Here is a 19,409-nt window from a genome sequence, read left to right on the forward strand (position 1 = left end):
CTGACAGTAAAACTGTCAGATGAATTTTTTTAATAGATAAGAGATATAACATATTTATATGGTGTAAAAAATGAAAATTGGAAAATTACAAGAACTAGAAGTCAGAGAATTATGGAAACATGAACAGTACGATTTTTCAGATTGGTTATCTAAAGACGAAAATATTGAATTACTTAATAATGAGATTGGGCTAACCCTTACAGATATAACTAAAGAGGTTTTTGTTGGTGCTTATAGATGCGATTTGGTGGCTAAAGATGAAACTACGGGTATTAAAGTAATAATAGAAAATCAATTAGAAGCAACAAATCATGAGCATCTTGGTAAAATTATTACTTATGCATCTGGTTTAGATACTGATGTAGTAATTTGGATTGTAAAAGAAGCAAGGGAAGAACATAGAAGTGCAATAGAATGGCTTAATAATAAAACCACAAAAGATATATCTTTTTTCCTAATCGAGATTCATGCTTATAAAATTGGTGATTCACTTCTAGCACCAAAATTTGAAATAGTGGAAAAACCTAATAACTTTTCAAAATCTACCAAAGCTAGTACTGAAAGTGGTAAACAGAATAAATCACAAATAGAAAGATTAATTTTTTGGAATCAATTTAATGAAATTTTAATTTCAAAAAATAGACCATTTAATGTTAGAAAAGCAACTACAGATCACTGGTATGATGTTGCTCTTGGCACAAGTGAAGCACATATATCAATAACATTAGTAAACAAGATAAACAGTATAGGCATAGAGATATATATAAATAATAATAAAGAACTTTTTGACAAGCTATATAGTTCATCTGAAGATATTCATCATGAACTTGGATTTAATATGGATTGGCAAAGACTAGATAACAAGAAAGCATCTAGAATTATTTACTATATCAAAGGGTTAGATTTTGATAATCATGATAATTATGAACTTCTAATAGAAGAAATTATAGATAAAGTGATTAATATAAAAAAAGTATTTAATGAATATCTTTGATTATACTTATCTCTATAGTTTGATATTCCTAAAAATAAAAGTATAAAACAATTAAAGACCATAACTTCAGTTATGGTCTCTGTTTATCACCTATTTTTATATAAAATACAATCAATTAAACTCAGGTGAATAAACTATATTAAATAAAAATAACAAGGTAAATATAAAAAATGGATAATAAATCTTCAAAAATAAACAGTGAAGCAACACAACGTGCAGAGTTGCATCGAAAAATATGGGCAATTGCAGATGATGTGCGTGGAGCAGTAGATAGTTAGGATTTTAAACAATATATACTAGGTATTCTGTTTTATCGCTTTATTTCAGAAAATATGACGGAGTTTTTTAATTCGGCAGAGCAGGAAGCGGGCGATTTAACCTTTGATTATGCAAAACTCAGTGATGCAGAGGCTGAACAAGACTTCCGACCAAATACAGTGGAAGATAAAGGCTTTTTTATCTTACCAAGCCAATTATTTGAAAATGTCGTCAAAACTGCTAAGGAAAATGAAAATCTCAATACAGATTTAGCCAATATTTTTAAATCCATTGAAGCAAGTGCGGTCGGATTTCCATCAGAAAATGATATCAAAGGCTTATTTGAAGATGTTGATACCACAAGTAATCGCTTAGGTGGAACAGTTGCGGAGAAAAATCAATGCCTTTGCTTTGAGGCTCTAGAACAAAATAAAGAAGATTCAATTTCTGATTTCTCTAATGGCGGATTTAAACTCACGTTTAAACCCAATTGCGATGTATGGATCACAACACTTGAGTTGGATGCTAGATCGCTCACTAATGATAATTCCTTTACGTTAAAACTGCCTGCTGATAGAAAAACGCTATTTGAATTTGCTTACACTTTACGTTTAGAAGAAGCTAAGATTATTTCACTAAAAAAGTATTAGGATATTTTTCTATTCTAAATACTTTCCTGACAACCTCTACTTTCCATTGAAAACTAACCCTCTTTAGCTTACAATTAATAATCATTACTAATTGCATTTATGCGGGTGGGTTCTTACACAATTCACCCATATCTTTTTCTTCTTTGGAGAGACTTCATGTCAGTTTTAGATCATAAAACCGCACGATTTTCGTTAATTACACTAGCTTTATTTAGCTACTGTGGCAGTATTGCTTTAGCCGCAGAAAATGATGAGGTATCTGAATTGGATACTATTACAGTAACACCTGGACAAGATGGGGTGAATACTCCTAATAAAAAGGTTGCTGAAACAGTAAAAACATCAAGAACCTTAGAAAAACAACAAGTTCAAAATAGCCGAGATCTTGTACGCTATGATACGGGTATTACAGTTGTAGAAACAGGTAGATTTGGTTCAAGTGGTTTTGCAATTCGTGGTGTTGATGAAAACCGTGTTGCTATTACAGTTGATGGTTTACATCAGGCTGAAGCACTTTCCTCACAAGGTTTCAAAGAACTCTTTGAAGGATATGGTAATTTTAACAACACACGAAATAGTGTTGAAATGGAAACATTAAAACAAGTTACTATCAATAAAGGTGCTAACTCAGTAAAGGTGGGGTCTGGAGCTTTAGGTGGTTCTGTAGTATATGAAACAAAAGATGCTAGAGATTTATTAATTGATAGAGATTTCTTCTATAGTATAAAAGGTGGGTTAGCTGATGCAAATAAACAAGCCTATCACTCACAAACCTTAGCGGGAAGGTATAAGTGGTTTGATGTTCTTGCTGTTTATACAAAACGAAACCAACATCAATTAAAAAACTTTGATTATAGTCATTATGATAATGCTGTCTTTGGTCAGGAAAGAGAAAAAGCAGATCCCTACCATATCCAAAAAGAAAGTACTTTAGTAAAGTTAGGTTTCCAACCTAATGAAGAAAACCGATTAAGTTTTACTTTTGATGGTTATACAAATAAAGCTAGAGGTCATGACTATTCATATAATCTCACACCAAGATCAGCAAGTGACTTTGGACGTGATAATTTTACTGATGTTGTTGGTCAACGTTACACTGATGATAAATCAACTAGAAAAAATTATGCAATAACTTTTGAAAACTATTCCCAGACACCACTGTGGGATAGTATGAAAGTGACATTCTCCGATCAGAAAATTAAAAATAGGGCAAGAACTGAAGAATATTGCCGAGGAGATTATTGCCAAGAGATCGCTAATCCCATAGGCTTAAAAGTAGATAGCGCTAATGTTGTTGATAGTAATGGAGGCATTGTTGATATTGTTAAAACAGCAGCAAGTACTGCGGGTTTAACTTCACTACAAGATAGCCAAGGTAACTTACATAATGCAGGATATAGCCTAACACCAGTCAATGAATATTATTTCGATTGTACAATTTTTGATTGTAATAGTAACATTACAACCTACTTGAGCCCCCAACAAACTGCGGGTAGAACTGGTCAGGATATCTATTATGAAAAACATAATATCGATCTCACTAAGGATAGAGTGTCTTTCGACACTTCAATAGATGGATTTGATGACAATTGGGATCCTATTATAGAGCATAGAACCTATAATGTGGATGTAACCGATGAAGAGTTTAATAATAAAAAGTATAAAAAATTATCTGCTACTTATACCCAATATAGCTCTTTTTTAGAAAGAAATGTTGATTTTGCAACACGAGATATTTTTGCTGTTCTTCCAGCATCTAAAGGATTCCTTGAGAGAGATTGGAAAGAAAGAGATTTAGACACAGATACAAAACAAATCAACCTTGATTTCACTAAATATCTTAGCATAAAGAATACAGAACACGAGATCTCCTATGGTGGATCATATGCTGAAACTAAAAAGAGAATGGTTAATAGACAGGGTTATGATGCAACCAATCCTCAATGGTGGGCTGAGACTTATGCCCCAGACTGTTCAGCACCTGGTGTTGCAGGGAATGCTCTTTCATGTCCAGTAAGTGAAGGAGAAACATCATTCTTGGTGCCAGTCAAAAGTAAAGAAGGTGCTTTATACATAGCTGATGAAATTCAATTCAATAGTGTATTTGGTATTGATTTTGGCTATAGATTCGACAAAATCAAATATAAACCTAACTATAAACCAGGTATAAGTCCTAAAATTCCAGATGGAATGGTAGAAGGCTTATTTATTCCTCTTGAAACATTACCTGAGGAGCCAAGATGGTGGACTTATCAAAGTCAAAATGATCCTAATTATCTAAGAGATTTAGCAGAATATAATAGAATAAAAGAGGCAAATGATAAAAACGCTGAAGCTAATATTCAATATTTCTCTCAGAAGAAAAAGTTTAATAGCAACTCCTATTCTTTTGGTATGAATCTTGATCCTTTAGATTTCTTAAAAGTTCAAGCTAAATATTCTAGAGGATTCAGAGCTCCAACTCATGAAGAGTTATATTTTACATTTAGACATCCTGATTTTACGATTAAACCAAATGTAGATTTAGAGCCAGAAATTGCTAAAACAAAAGAAATTGCATTTACATTCCATAAAAATAATAGCTTTATTACTCTTAGTGGATTTAAAACAGATTATGACAACTTCTTAGATCTAAGATATGTTGGTGTACAACGTGTAAATATAAATGCAAACAGTGCCTTAGATTTTGATATTTACCAAAATGTAAACAGACAAAATGCAAGTGTCAAAGGTTTTGAGGTTAATTCACTATTATCATTGGGTGATGTATACAGTAATTTAGAAGGCTTTACTGTTGGTTGGAAATTTACAAAACAAAAAGGTAAAGTACTTACTGAAAACGATGGCAGAGTACCAATGAACGCTATTCAGCCTACTACTGCGGTATATAGCATTGGGTATGCTAGCCCTAGTGGTAAATTTGGTGGTGATATTTATGTAACTCATGCTTCAGCCAAAAAAGCGAAAGATACTTATAATATGTTCTGGCGTAATGAACAAGCCCTTGGTGATCCCATCAATGGAAAAGAAGTCTCAGATTCATCTTCTCATTGGTTAAGCAAGAGCTATACCACGCTTGATTTTATTGGATTTGTGAGACCAATCGAAGATTTAACTGTAAGATTTGGTGCTTATAATATTACCAATAAAAAATATATTACATGGGATTCTGCTCGCTCTATTCGTTCTTTCGGAACGACAAATAGAGTACGAAAAAGTGATGGTTTAGGACTAAATCGTTTTACTGCTCCAGGTAGAAACTTTAGATTAGATCTTGAATATGTATTCTAATTAGAATGTAATATTCTAGTCCAAAAAAACAAAAAGACTGATTATTGAAATAATCAGTCTTTTTCATTATTTAGTTGCATGGCTAAATAGTAAATTATTTTACTTCTCTAATCATAATCTCAGAAGGAATCACACTACCCTGCCAATATAATTCAGAAGCCACTTTAGCCGCTAAATCCAAATAGAATTGACTAATTTCATGATTTGGATCTGCAACAACCGTTGGAATGCCTTTATCCAGATCTTCACGAAGCTTAATATGCAATGGTAATTGACCTAGCACTTGGGTATTATATTTCTCAGCAACTTTTGCTGCCCCTCCTGTACCAAAAATATTTTCATGATGCCCACAATTAGAACAAATATATACACTCATATTTTCAATAATACCTAATACAGGTACTGAAACTCGTTCAAACATTGAGATACCTTTAATTGCATCCAATAAAGCAATATCTTGTGGCGTAGTAACAACAACAGCACCCGTCACTGGAATTTGTTGGGAGAGAGTTAACTGAATATCCCCTGTACCTGGTGGCATATCAATCACCAAGTAATCTAAATCTGGCCACCATGTTTCTTGTAATAATTGACTTAATGCACTACTTGCCATTGGTCCACGCCAAATTGTTGCATTATTAGCATCCATTAAATAGCCAATTGAGTTAGAAAAAATCCCATGTACTTCGATGGGAGTCATGTGCTGATTATCTGGTGAGGTTGGTCGTTGATCTGCTGCACCTAGCATATGGGGAATAGATGGCCCATAAATATCTGCATCAAGAATCCCCACTCTTGCCCCTTGTGCTTTTAAGGCTAAAGCTAAATTAACCGCAGTAGTTGACTTCCCTACGCCACCTTTTCCTGAAGTCACTGCAATAATATTTTTTACACCATTTACAGCAGGATGATTGTTCGCTCTTTTTAATGTGGCAATTTTATAATTGATTACCCACTTAATTCGATCAGCATTGACCACTTTCTTTATTTTTTCTTCAATATCTTGTTTGAATTGCTTAAAAGCAGTATTCCAGGCAAATGGCATCGCTAATTCTACGCGTAAAACGCCATTAACTAACTCAGCTTTTTTTAATGTATTTAATGTGATTAAATCTTTTTGCAAAGTTTCATGTTTAAAATTTTGAAAAATCTTTGTAATTTCAGCTAATTGCTGTTCACTAATTTGATTCATCCTTTTTCCTTATTCCTATATAGATCTTTACTATAAATTACTTCACTTGAATTATCTTTATCAATGCCAACAATATCTGGTGCAACTGAAACTCGTCTTTGGTATTGAAAAAGAGGCAAAAGTGCAACATCTTTCTCCAACTGTTGAGTAATTTCTAAAATTAAGTTATCTCGTTGCTCAATTGTTAATGATTCATTTCTAAGTTTCTCTAGTTTTTCATCTACTACTGGATTTGAATATCCACTCTTATTGTCCAAACTCGTAGAATGAAATTGATTAAGAAATAATACTGGATCACTATAATCAGCACACCATCCCGAACGAATTAACTGAAAATCTTTATTTCTTCGTTTTCTTAATAATCTTTCCCATGGTACTGGATCAAGGCTGACTCTAAAAAGATCAGATTGTCCTAATGTTCTAGCAATGCGATTAGCAATTTCTTTATGTCGTCCCTGATCATCAAAAGTAATCTTAATATTTAGAGGTTTCTTATCTTTAATACCTAATTGCTCAAAAAATTGCTCAGCACTCTCCGTAGACAACTGATACCCAATCTCACTTGCCATTGTTGAAGGCAAAGCTAGATAATTAGGTATGCCAAATCCATTACTAACATCTGAGGAAGAAACCATTGCCCGAATAGCTTGCCGAATTTCTTTTTTACTCAAATTTGGATCACTAAAGTTAAATTCATAAAAATAGGTACATAATTGAGGTAAGTTAATGATATTACGTTTATAACTACTCAGAGGATTTTCAACAATATCAAATCTATCTGGATTTTGTGCTGTACTAATCAATTGATATTTGACTGATTTAAATGCATTTCCTTCCTCTCTAGAGTGTAGAGTTACCTCATTTTTATCTTTAGATATAATCTCATAATCACCATTAACAATAATTTCACTAAAATCTTCAGGTCTTTTTCCATGATATGTAGGTAAAAGTGCTACATGAGCTAACATTTTAAGCAACTGTCGGTTTGGTTCTTTTAAATCAATTTGTAATGTGCGAGAGTTCAATGCATGAATCCCTAAATCCCCTAAGGGTTTACTCCCTTCAAGAATCTCTTTAGCATTTTCTAACCCCATATAAACAAGATAATAGGATAATGGTGATGATTCTATTGGGTCAAGTAAGCGTTTCCAGCTATCAACAAAATCATTAGCCGTAACAGGCTCACCATTTGACCATTTAGCATCATCTCGGAGTATAAATATCCAGCTTTTACTATCCTGAGTTTCATAACGATCGGCTACACCATTAACGATGTTGCCCTTAGAATCAAAACGCATGAGTCCAACAAATAAATCTCTTACGGGGGCAGCATCCGCAGATACCTTAACAAAATGAGGATCTAACTGTAGATATGCAGAATAAATCGCTCTACTCAACTCCGTTGGGATTTTTTCCTCAATTTTTACCTTTGTTTGTGGCATAGGCTGTTGATCGCATCCTACTATTAATAGTACACAAGCGGTCAGATAACTGATAAATTTTATAAAACGTGATAACTTTTTCATGTATTTTTTCATAATTATTTTATTGAGGTAAGCACTGGAAAAAGATTAGTTAATCCAGCCACTATAATTTCAATGCCTAATGCCATTAAAATTAGTCCCATAATACGTGTAACAATATTTGACCCAGTTTTACCCAATTTTTTCATTAATGTCCCAGAAAATCGAAATAATATGTAACACATAGAAGAGAAAACGACTATTGAAATAGTAAAACCGACGTAATCAATCCATGAACTGTATTGCGTTCCCCATACAATCGTTGATCCAATTGCCCCAGGCCCTGCTAAAATGGGCATAGCTAATGGAACAACTGCAATATTTTCATATTCTGTTGGATCCGCATTTTTTTCTTCTTTGTTTTGTTTGTGTTCCCCAAGTTTTCCACTAATCATCGTCATTGCAATAGTTACAATTAAAAAACCACCCGCAATACGGAATGAATGTAATGAAATACTAAAAATGTCTAAAATAACTTTCCCAAAATAAAGACTAACTAGCAAAATTATGCCAACTGAAATTGAAGTGACTAGATTTGTACGGTTACGTTCAGCTTCGTATTGATGGGAGGTCATACTGAAAAACACTGGTAAGATCCCAAATGGGTTTACAATAGCAACTAATCCAATAAAGAATTGCAAGTAAATGGCAAAATTAATATTGATATCCACAGCATATCCAAAAAAGAATGAATTGCTGCGTATTATATAAGGATATGTGTAAATAACCTAAGAAGCTTTCAAAAATTTACAACTTCTTTGCGATAAAAGGATATAATTACATCACTCTTATTTTTAATTCAAGATTAGCATATGCGTTTAGATAAATTTATTGCAGAAAATACCGGACTCACACGCTCTCAAGCAAGCAAAGCACTCAAATCTGGCTTAGTTATGGTCAATAATTTTATCGAAAAAAGTGGTACTAAAAAAATCACCCCTGAAGATGAAATTTATTTTGATGGTGAAAAATTAACATGGGTAGAGGTTGGACAATATTTTATGCTCTATAAGCCACAAAATTATGTTTGTACTCATGAAGAAGGCAATTATCCGACTGTTTTTGAGTTTTTTGACCACCCTCTTACAACTCGATTGCACTGTGCTGGTCGCTTAGATGTAGATACTACGGGTTTAGTATTATTGACGGATGATGGACAATGGTCACACCGAATTACATCACCCAAATATCTATGTGATAAAACCTATCTTGTCACATTAGCAGATCCCGTTGAATCTAATTACGCTCAATTATTATCCCAAGGTATTTTATTACGAGGTGAAAAAACACTCACAAAACCAGCATCATTAGAAATTATTGATGATTACAATGTTAATTTAACGATTAGCGAAGGTCGATATCATCAAGTAAAAAGGATGTTTGCAGCTCTTGGTAATAAAGTCATTGGATTACACCGTTGGAGAATTGGTGAAGTGGTACTTGATGAAAACCTTGAAGAGGGTGATTTGCGTCCACTAACACAACAAGAAATGGAGAGTTTTTAATGAATCAATCAATAACAATAAATAAATTATTTATCATCATAATTGGACTGTTGTCTATGCTTCCACCTTTGGCCATAGATATGTACCTCCCATCATTTTTAGAAATCGCAAAAACTTTGCAAGTTTCCCAAGAAAATATCCAAATTACATTAGCTATATTCACTCTAGGATTCTCACTTGGTCAATTATTCTGGGGCCCTATGGCAGATAGCTTTGGGCGAAAGCCAATTATTATAATAGGGCTATTGGGATCATCTGCCATGGCTTTTGCCTTAACGCAAACAACAGATCTTATTACCTTTTATATCTTTCGTCTTGTTCAAGGTAGTTTTGCTGCAGCGCCTACAGTTGTTGTTGGAGCATTAGTCAGAGATTTATTTACTCGTAACCAATTCGCTAGAATTATGTCTAGTATTATGATTATTACTATGTTAGCACCCTTGCTTGCTCCAATTATTGGAGGATATCTAACAAAGTGGTTCCACTGGCATTTTATCTTCTACATACTATCTGCAATGGGATTAATTTCTGTTATTCTTTTTACTAAAAATGTGCCAGAAACTCTTGCTCCAGAAAATAGAGAACCGCTTAGTTTTAAACTTACCATCCAAAATTTTGTTAAGGTGGTATTACATAAACCAACTTTAGGCTATGTTATGGTGGGTGGCTTATCATTTTCAGGGATGTTCTGTTTCTTAACTTCAGGCTCATTAGTTTATATTGGCATATATGGCATACCACAAGAAAACTTTGGTTATTTCTTCTTTCTAAATATTGGTGTGCTAATCACTATGACCTTCATCAATGGCCGAGTGGTGACAAGATTTGGATCTGAAAATATGCTTAAACTCGGTCTAACACTACAATTTATTGGGGCTATTTGGTTAATCATTTGTGCGACATTTCAACTTGGTTTTTGGCCAATGGCACTTGGTATCGCTTTCTTTGTTGGTATGGTATCAACAATTAACAGTAATGCATCCGCAGCAATATTAGATCGTTATCCTCAAATGGCAGGTACCGCAAATGCAGTTGCAGGTACTGCAAGATTTGGTATAGCTTCTATTATAAGTTCTGGTTTATCTCATATTCCATTAACGACTGAACGCCCAATGCTCTACACCATGGCCACGTGTTCATTATGTGCTTCAGCAGTTTACTATTTCTTATCCTATAAAAAATCTGAAGAATAATGTTAAAAAAATGAAAATTTTTATGATCATATAATTATCTAAAAGATTAAAATAATCCAGTGTAAATCCATTATTCATGGATAAAAAAAAGAATAATATTCTTAAAATAACTAAAAAAAGCCCATTTATTTTATTTTAAATAGAATATTATGCATAATTTTTATCAAAAAACAGGATTTACTTTCATTTGGATACCTTATATATTCATTTCATATCTTACACAAGCGGTCTGATAATCTCTGTTTTTTAGAGATTTTTGACCGCTTGCTAGTCTTATAAAAATTTAAATTTGAGTGGAGAAACCTATGAAAAAGACGTTATATGAAAAATTATTTGATGCCCATATTGTTCATGAAGCGGAAGGTGAAACACCACTACTCTATATTAATCGTCACCTTGTTCATGAAGTTACCTCACCACAAGCATTTGATGGACTTAGAGCAATGGGGCGAGCAGTAAGACAACCAAGCAAAACTGTTGCCACAATGGATCATAATGTACCGACCGATAGCCGAAAATTAGATGGTTCTGGAGAAATGGGGAAACTTCAGATGGTTGAATTGGCTAAAAATACGGAAGAATTTGGTATTCAGCTTTACGATATTAATCATATTAATCAAGGTATCGTCCATGTTATGGGGCCAGAACAAGGGCTAACCTTACCCGGTATGACGATTGTTTGCGGCGATTCGCATACAGCAACTCATGGTGCATTTGGTGCATTAGCATTTGGGATTGGGACATCTGAAGTTGAACACGTACTTGCAACTCAAACAGTCAAACAAGCTCGTGCTAAAAAAATGAAAATTGAGGTAAAAGGTAAAGTAAAACCGGGCATAACAGCAAAAGATATTGTGCTTGCAATCATTGGTAAAACAACCATGTCGGGTGGTACAGGCCACGTTGTTGAATTCTGCGGAGAAGCCATTACCGATTTATCTATGGAAGGCAGAATGACAGTATGTAATATGGCAATCGAATTGGGTGCGAAATCAGGCATTATTGCACCCGATGAAACCACTTTCGCTTATTTAAAAGATCTTCCATCCTCTCCAAAAGGTAAAGATTGGGATGATGCCGTCGCTTATTGGAAAACATTACATACAGATGAAGGTGCCGAATTTGATACTGTAATCACTTTAGAGGCAAGTGAAATTCAACCTCAAATCACTTGGGGAACAAATCCAGGGCAAGTGATTAGTGTCAATGATTATATTCCAAACCCTGAACATATTGCCGATCCAATAGAACGTCAATCAGCAGAAAAAGCTCTAGCCTACATGGATTTATCGCCAAGTACTAAATTAACTGATGTCACTATTGATAAAGTATTTATTGGTTCTTGTACCAATTCTCGTATAGAAGATCTGCGTGCCGCTGCAGCCATTGCCAAAGGTAGAAAAGTGGCAACGGGCGTTCAAGCTTTAGTTGTTCCAGGCTCTGGATTAGTCAAAGATCAAGCTGAAAAAGAAGGACTTGATAAAATCTTTATCAATGCAGGATTTGAATGGCGTCAACCAGGTTGCTCTATGTGCCTTGCAATGAATAACGACCGCTTAAAAAGTGGTGAGCGTTGTGCATCAACAAGTAACCGAAATTTTGAAGGACGTCAAGGACGTGGAGGCCGCACGCACTTAGTCAGTCCAGCAATGGCTGCCGCTGCTGCCATCTTTGGAAAATTTGTAGACGTTAGACAATTAGACTTACAGTAACTAGATTTCATCTAACAAGCGGTGAGTTCAATCACTATTTTTGCAAAAACGAAACTCACCTGAATTAGACAACAGGAAGAATATATGACTAGAGAATTTAAACAACACACAGGAATAACTGTTCCTCTTGATGCTTCAAATGTAGATACTGATGCGATAATCCCAAAACAATTTTTACAAAAAGTCACTCGTACAGGATTTGGCAAACATTTATTTCATGAATGGCGTTTTTTAGACGATGAAGGTAAGCAACCTAACCCTGAATTTACCCTCAACTACCCTCGTTATCAAGGTGCAAGTATTTTACTCGCACGAGAGAATTTTGGTTGCGGTTCTTCGCGTGAACACGCTCCTTGGGCATTAGATGATTATGGAATCCGAGTAATCATTGCCCCAAGCTTTGCTGATATCTTTTATGGTAATAGTTTAAATAACCAACTTCTCCCTATTCGTTTAAGCGAACAAGAAGTCGATGAATTATTTCAATTTGTAACCAATCAGGATGGTGCTCAAATTACCGTTGATTTAGAAACACAAACTGTAACTGCAAATGGAAAAACCTATCATTTTGAAATCGATAGTTTCCGTCGTCATTGCCTACTTAATGGATTAGATAATATTGGACTTACCTTACAACATGAGGCAAAAATTGCAGAATATGAAAGCAAAATACCCGCATTCCTTAGATAATTATCAAGTGTAAGAAAATTTCTCTTACATAAAGAATCAGCCCTTAGATATCTTACCTAAGGGCTGATTGTATTTACAACTTACAATTACTGAATTGCAGGTGTTGATTTAGTCTTTTTGACTTTAATTGCTTTCGTTGAATGTCCAACAACATCAATGCCTGCTGGTGGATTTTCTAATGCAATCGCCAATACTTCATCAATTGTTTCAACAGGATGAATATCTAATGCTTGTTTTGCATTTTCTGGGATTTCTTCAAGATCTTTTTCATTTTCTTTTGGAATAATCACAGTTTTGATACCACCACGGTGTGCAGCAAGTAATTTCTCTTTTAACCCACCTATTGGCAACACTTTACCACGTAAAGTAATTTCCCCAGTCATTGCAACATCTGCTCGTACTGGATTACCTGTTAAGCTAGAAACTAATGCCGTGCACATCGCAATCCCTGCACTTGGACCATCTTTAGGCGTTGCTCCTTCAGGTACGTGAATGTGGATGTCACGTTTTTCATAGAAGTCAGTCGCAATTCCTAATTTTTCAGATCTTGCTCGAACCACTGTCATGGCCGCTTGGATAGATTCTTTCATCACATCGCCTAAAGAACCGGTATAAGAGAATTTACCTTTACCCACAACAGATGCTGTTTCGATCGTCAATAAATCACCACCGACTTCAGTCCACGCTAATCCTGTGACTTCACCAACACGATTTTGACTATCCATTTTACCGTAATCAAAACGCTGAACACCTAAATATTCTTTCAAATTGTCACCTGAAACAGTGATAGATTTTAATTTCTTATCTAACACCAAGGCTTTTACTGCCTTACGGCAAATTTTCGCAATTTCACGCTCTAAATTACGTACGCCAGCTTCACGAGTGTAATAACGAATAATGCCAAGGATTGCACTATCTTCAATCACTAACTCGTTATCTTTAATGCCGTTATTTTCCTTTTGTTTTGCTAACAAATGTTCTTTCGCAATATTCATTTTTTCATCTTCGGTGTAACCAGAAAGACGAATAACTTCCATACGATCAAGTAATGCAGGTGGAATATTCATTGAATTTGATGTTGCAACAAACATCACATCAGATAAATCATAATCCACTTCTAAATAATGGTCATTAAAGGCTTTATTTTGTTCTGGGTCTAAAACTTCTAATAATGCAGATGCTGGATCGCCACGCATATCTTGTGCCATTTTATCGATTTCATCGAGTAAAAATAGCGGATTACGCACACCAACTTTTGCCATCTTCATCATTAATTGACCAGGCATTGAACCGATGTAAGTACGACGGTGACCACGGATTTCAGCTTCATCACGTACACCACCTAATGCCATACGCACATATTTACGTCCTGTCGCATTCGCAATAGATTGACCCAATGAAGTTTTACCTACACCTGGAGGTCCAACTAAGCATAAAATTGGCCCTTTCAATTTATTTAAACGTGTTTGTACTGCAAGATATTCTAAAATACGCTCTTTCACACGTTCTAACCCATAATGGTCTTTATCTAAAATTTCTTGGGCTTTTTGCAAATCTTTCTTAACTGCTGACCGCTTGTGCCATGGCATTTGTAAGATCCAATCAATATAACCGCGAACAACCGTTGCCTCCGATGAACTTTGTGGCATAGCTTTTAATTTATTAAACTCACCGTCCACTTTCTCTTGAACTTCTTTCGGTAATTTAGCCGCTTGAATCTTCTCTTTAAGTTTATCTAATTCACTCTGCTCTTGATCTTCACCATGCCCCAACTCTTTTTGAATTGCTTTAATTTGTTCATTCAAATAGTAATCACGTTGATTTTTTTCCATTTGTTGCTTAACACGGCTACGAATACGCCCTTCCATTTCCAGCGTATCCATTTCTGTTGCCATAGCAACAAGTAAAGCTTCAAATCGTGCAATTAAATTGGGTTCTTCCAATAAAAGCTGTTTTTGTTTTACTGATGCAACTAAATTTGCTGCCATCGTATCAGCCAAACGATCTTCTAAAGTAATTTTTTGTAACTTAGGTAAGATTTCCGCTGGAACCTTTTTATTTGCCTTAACATAATTTTCAAATTCACTTAACGTTGTTTTAGCTATCGCTTTGAGTTCATCGCTTTCATCTTGATATTCTGAAATAAGTGGCTCTACACCTGCCCAAAAACCATTCTCATCATCATGAGCGTGATCAATCTTCCCTCTGACTTGACCTTCAACTAAAACTTTAACTGTACCATCTGGCAAGTTGAGCATTTGAATGATATTAGCAATGACACCTACACTGTACACATCATCCATTGTTGGATCTTCTTTATTGGGATCTTTCTGCGTAACTAAAAAAAGTTGTTTATTACTTTCCATTGCGGAACGCAATGCTTGAATAGATTTATCACGCCCAACAAATAAAGGCATAACCATAAATGGAAAGACCACCACATCTCTCAATGGTAGTAGTGGTAATTCAATTGTTTTTTTCTTTTTTGCCATTTTATGTACTCTCCGAAAAATCTAATTTCTACATTATGAGGGCGTATTTTGGAAAAACAAGAGAAAAATAAGTAATAAAATAAAAGCATTCAAAACCCACTTAAAAAATGCTATATTTAACATCAAGTTAAAGTTTTATTTGTAAATACAAAATGGTGAATTATCAAGATATCAGTATTGCCCTAGCGGGTGTTTGTCAAACTGCAAGCTTGGTTCAGCAATTAGCGCATAATGGCTATACCTCTGAGGAATATCTTAAATATTCTTTTAGTTCTTTACTAGCCACTCAACCAGAAACAACCTTAGATGTTTATGATAATAACCTAAACCACTTGAAGCTGGGATTTGAAACTATCTTATCTCAATTTGGTGGAAGCCAAGGTAAAATTGATACTGAAATTGGGCGTTATTGGGTGGGCGTGTTGGCATTAAGTCAAAAGTTATCGAAAAACCCACAGGCTAAACAAGAACTTGCAAAACGTCTTGAAACACTTATCCACCAAAGAACCTTTTATGAGAATGATGGTGATCTGCTCAATGAACAAATGATTGCCAATATGGCAAATATATACAGTGAATGTATTAGCCCCCTTGGTGCTAGAATAAAAGTACTAGGTGTACCTAATTATCTTTCTCAACCTCATATTCAAAACAGTATAAGAGCCTCACTGTTAGCAGGTATCCGTGCCGGAATCCTATGGCAACAAGTGGGAGGCTCTCGATGGCAACTTTTTTTCTCTCGTAAGAAAATTTTAGCTACAGCACAGTCTTTATATTCCTCGTTATAATAAATTGGAGAAATTTCTATGCAACTTAATGCGTTAACTGCATTATCCCCTATTGATGGTCGCTATCAAGATAAAGCGACTGCACTTCGCCCTATTTTCAGTGAATTTGGATTACTGAAATTTCGAGTCACGGTTGAAGTTCGTTGGTTACAAAAATTAGCAAGCCATGCTCAAATTAAAGAAGTGGCTAGCTTATCGAAAGAAGCTCTCGCTTATCTTGATCAAATTGTTGCTAATTTTTCTCTTGAAGATGCAGAGAGAATTAAAACCATTGAACGCACAACTAATCACGATGTAAAAGCGGTCGAATATTTCTTAAAAGAAAAAAGCGAAGCGTTACCAGAATTAGCAAAAGTCAGTGAATTTATTCATTTTGCTTGCACTTCTGAAGACATCAACAATACGTCACATGCTTTAATGTTAAAAACAGCTCGTGAAGAAGTGCTTTTACCTGAATGGAAGAAATTGATTAATGCAATTAAAGAATTAGCAGAACGTTATAGAGATATTCCATTACTTTCTCGTACACACGGACAACCAGCAAGCCCAACAACTGTGGGTAAAGAAATGGCAAACGTGGTCTATCGTTTACAACGCCAATATAAACAGCTCGAAAATCTCGACATTCTTGCAAAAATCAATGGTGCGGTAGGTAACTATAATGCTCATTTATCCGCTTACCCTGAAATTGACTGGCATACATTTAGCCAAGAATTTATTGAGTCTCTGGGAGTGACTTGGAATCCATACACAACTCAAATTGAACCCCATGACTACATCGCAGAATTCTTCGATTGTGTAGCACGTTTCAATACGATTGTGATCGACTTCGATCGTGATATGTGGGGCTATATTGCATTAAATCACTTCAAACAACGTACAATTGCCGGTGAAATTGGCTCATCAACAATGCCACATAAAGTCAACCCAATTGATTTTGAAAATTCTGAAGGTAATTTAGGATTAGCGAATGCGGTAATGGCTCACCTTGGTGCGAAATTACCAATCTCTCGTTGGCAACGTGATTTAACCGATTCTACAGTATTAAGAAACTTGGGTGTTGGTTTAGGCTATACATTGATTGCTTATGCTTCCACTTTAAAAGGCATCAGTAAATTAGAAGTTAATCAACAACATTTACTTGATGAATTAGATCAAAACTGGGAAGTCTTAGCAGAACCAATTCAAACTGTGATGCGTCGATATGGTATTGAAAAACCGTATGAGAAATTAAAAGAACTTACTCGCGGTAAGCGTGTTGATGGTGAAGCTATGCGTCAATTTATTAATAATTTAGATTTACCAAGTGAAGAAAAAGATCGTTTAAAACAGATGACACCGGCTAGTTATATTGGCTATGCTGTGGAATTAGTTGATAAACTGTAAATTATTCACGTGATCTGGCCGCTTACACAAGCGGTCAGTTATCATTAAACTTATGCAAATTCTAAAGAGAATTTTATGAAACAATCTATTCGCCATCATAAAATTATTGAATTAGTAAGCCAGCTAGGCTATGTCAGCACGGAAGAATTAGTTGCTGAGCTCAATGTCAGCTCACAGACTATTCGTCGAGATCTTAATGAATTGGCTGAAAAAAATCTGATTCGTCGTCATCATGGTGGAGCCGCATCGCCGTCTAATTCAGAAAACAGTGATTATTCAGAACGGAAACAATTTTTCTCTTCTCAAAAAAATTGTATTGGGCAAGCTGTTGCTAACATGATCCCTAATGGATCCTCATTATTTATTGATATAGGCACAACACCAGAAGCAGTCGCATTTGCTCTGATGTCACATAAAGATCTAAGGGTTGTCACTAATAATCTGAATGCTGCTCACATATTATTACAAAAGGATGATTGCCAAGTCACTATTGCGGGCGGAGAACTTCGCTCGGATGGCGGTATTATTGGTGAAGCTACAGTGAATTTTATTAATCAATTCCGTTTAGATTATTGTATATTAGGAATCAGTGCCGTTGAGCTTGATGGATCAATGATGGATTACGATTATCATGAGGTTCAAGTAAAACGAGCATTAATGCGTAATGCAAGAAATGTAATATTAGTGACCGATCACTCTAAATTTAAACGTAATGCTATTGTACGTTTAGGTGATCTAAAAGAAATTCATCATTTAGTTACAGATAAAGCATTACCCGCAGAATTACAGCATTACCTAAATCATAGTGATGTTAATGTCCACATTTGTAACGATCTTTAAATGAAAGCACATTTTACTCAAGATAAATTGATCGCCTATGCACAATTAATGCGATTAGATAAACCGATTGGCACATTGTTATTGCTATGGCCAACACTATGGGCATTATTTACCGCAGCTAATGGCTTTCCTCCTTTATCCATTCTAGTGATTTTTGTACTCGGTGTTATTGTAATGAGAGCAGCGGGTTGCGTTATCAATGATTATGCTGATCGCAATATAGATGGTAGTGTAAAAAGAACATCGCAAAGACCACTTGCAACGGGAAGAGCTACTGCCAAAGAGGCTAAAATCTTATTTATATTTCTTTTAGTTATTGCTTTTATCCTTGTGTTGCAACTTAATCTATACACGATTGGATTATCAGTTATCGCCGCATTACTTGCTATGATTTATCCATTTATGAAGCGTTATACACATTTACCTCAATTTGTACTGGGTATGGCATTTGGCTGGTCTATTCCAATGGCATTTGGGGCAATTAATCAATCATTGCCATTAGAATGTTGGCTACTCTTTTTTGCAAATTTAGCTTGGACAGTGGCTTATGATACTCAGTATGCGATGGTGGATAGAGATGATGATCTTCGTATTGGAGTGAAATCAACCGCTATCTTATTTGCACAATACGATAATAAAATAGTTGCTTTGCTACAATTATTTGCACTATTTCTTCTCATTACATTTGGCTATTTACGCCATTTTGGTGTGTTCTACTTTGTAGCACTGGTAATTACTACTACGCTATTTATTTACCAATGTAAACTAACCAAAAATAGAGATCGTGAGAATTGTTTTAAAGCCTTTTTAAACAATCACTATGTCGGCATGGGGATTTTTATTTCGATTGTGGTTGGCATTTTTACAGCATAGATGCTGAAAATAAAATCAATCA

The 19,409-nt window shown here is 35.0% G+C and carries 14 protein-coding genes and 1 pseudogene; 11 read left to right on the forward strand and 4 right to left on the reverse strand.

The window, feature by feature from the left end; genetic code table 11:
* Positions 1-70 precede the first annotated feature (70 nt).
* From A6A10_RS05415 to A6A10_RS05425, 3 genes and pseudogenes are all read left to right on the forward strand, one after another.
* Positions 71-994, forward strand: coding sequence for a DUF4268 domain-containing protein (locus tag A6A10_RS05415; RefSeq protein WP_121121220.1), 924 nt, complete (start codon positions 71-73; stop codon positions 992-994).
* 191 nt (positions 995-1,185) lie between these two features.
* A pseudogene (locus A6A10_RS05420) lies at positions 1,186-1,659 on the forward strand (type I restriction-modification system subunit M N-terminal domain-containing protein); the annotation flags it as partial.
* 399 nt (positions 1,660-2,058) lie between these two features.
* Entirely contained in the window at positions 2,059-5,193 is a 3,135-nt protein-coding gene (locus tag A6A10_RS05425) for a TonB-dependent hemoglobin/transferrin/lactoferrin family receptor (RefSeq protein ID WP_170143746.1), read from the forward strand.
* Between the two features lie 94 nt (positions 5,194-5,287).
* Here A6A10_RS05425 and apbC read toward each other — a convergent pair whose 3' ends face one another.
* From apbC to A6A10_RS05440, 3 genes are read right to left on the reverse strand one after another with little or no spacing between them, the layout of a single operon-like run.
* Positions 5,288-6,385 (reverse strand): iron-sulfur cluster carrier protein ApbC, encoded by a 1,098-nt coding sequence (gene apbC, locus A6A10_RS05430; protein ID WP_121121216.1) that lies wholly within the window; start codon positions 6,383-6,385, stop codon positions 5,288-5,290.
* Positions 6,382-7,911, reverse strand: coding sequence for a peptide ABC transporter substrate-binding protein (locus A6A10_RS05435; RefSeq protein ID WP_121121213.1), 1,530 nt, complete (start codon positions 7,909-7,911; stop codon positions 6,382-6,384). The genes apbC and A6A10_RS05435 overlap by 4 nt, the downstream gene beginning before the upstream one ends.
* Positions 7,912-7,925: 14 nt before the next feature.
* Positions 7,926-8,579 (reverse strand): YchE family NAAT transporter, encoded by a 654-nt coding sequence (locus A6A10_RS05440; protein WP_121121211.1) that lies wholly within the window; start codon positions 8,577-8,579, stop codon positions 7,926-7,928.
* 141 nt (positions 8,580-8,720) lie between these two features.
* Between A6A10_RS05440 and rsuA the strand changes: the two genes are divergently transcribed.
* The 4 genes from rsuA (at position 8,721) to leuD (ending at position 13,008) form a co-directional block, all read left to right on the forward strand.
* Positions 8,721-9,413, forward strand: a complete 693-nt coding sequence (gene rsuA / locus A6A10_RS05445; protein ID WP_121121209.1) for a 16S rRNA pseudouridine(516) synthase RsuA — start codon at positions 8,721-8,723, stop codon at positions 9,411-9,413.
* Complete coding sequence (locus A6A10_RS05450) at positions 9,413-10,606, forward strand: Bcr/CflA family multidrug efflux MFS transporter (RefSeq protein WP_121121207.1); 1,194 nt, start codon at positions 9,413-9,415, stop codon at positions 10,604-10,606. Before rsuA ends, A6A10_RS05450 begins: the two co-directional genes overlap by 1 nt.
* A 305-nt stretch (positions 10,607-10,911) precedes the next feature.
* Complete coding sequence (gene leuC, locus A6A10_RS05455) at positions 10,912-12,318, forward strand: 3-isopropylmalate dehydratase large subunit (protein ID WP_121121205.1); 1,407 nt, start codon at positions 10,912-10,914, stop codon at positions 12,316-12,318.
* Between the two features lie 84 nt (positions 12,319-12,402).
* On the forward strand, positions 12,403-13,008 hold the full coding sequence (gene leuD / locus A6A10_RS05460; protein ID WP_121121203.1) for a 3-isopropylmalate dehydratase small subunit: 606 nt from the start codon (positions 12,403-12,405) through the stop codon (positions 13,006-13,008).
* Between the two features lie 86 nt (positions 13,009-13,094).
* Here the strand turns inward: leuD and lon are convergent, their stop codons facing one another.
* Positions 13,095-15,500: an endopeptidase La gene (gene lon / locus A6A10_RS05465; protein ID WP_121121201.1), complete on the reverse strand. Its 2,406-nt coding sequence runs from the start codon at positions 15,498-15,500 to the stop codon at positions 13,095-13,097.
* A gap of 152 nt (positions 15,501-15,652) precedes the next feature.
* On the opposite strand from lon, the gene hflD reads away from it, so the two are divergent.
* The 4 genes from hflD (at position 15,653) to ubiA (ending at position 19,387) form a co-directional block, all read left to right on the forward strand.
* Positions 15,653-16,288, forward strand: a complete 636-nt coding sequence (hflD, locus tag A6A10_RS05470; RefSeq protein WP_121121199.1) for a high frequency lysogenization protein HflD — start codon at positions 15,653-15,655, stop codon at positions 16,286-16,288.
* 18 nt (positions 16,289-16,306) lie between these two features.
* Entirely contained in the window at positions 16,307-17,674 is a 1,368-nt protein-coding gene (gene purB / locus A6A10_RS05475) for an adenylosuccinate lyase (RefSeq protein WP_121121197.1), read from the forward strand.
* A gap of 75 nt (positions 17,675-17,749) precedes the next feature.
* Positions 17,750-18,514 (forward strand): DeoR/GlpR family transcriptional regulator, encoded by a 765-nt coding sequence (locus A6A10_RS05480; protein ID WP_121121195.1) that lies wholly within the window; start codon positions 17,750-17,752, stop codon positions 18,512-18,514.
* On the forward strand, positions 18,515-19,387 hold the full coding sequence (gene ubiA, locus A6A10_RS05485; protein WP_121121193.1) for a 4-hydroxybenzoate octaprenyltransferase: 873 nt from the start codon (positions 18,515-18,517) through the stop codon (positions 19,385-19,387).
* Positions 19,388-19,409: the final 22 nt, after the last annotated feature.

The sequence above is a fragment of the Otariodibacter oris genome, assembly GCF_009684715.1.
Classification (GTDB): Bacteria; Pseudomonadota; Gammaproteobacteria; order Enterobacterales; family Pasteurellaceae; genus Otariodibacter; species Otariodibacter oris.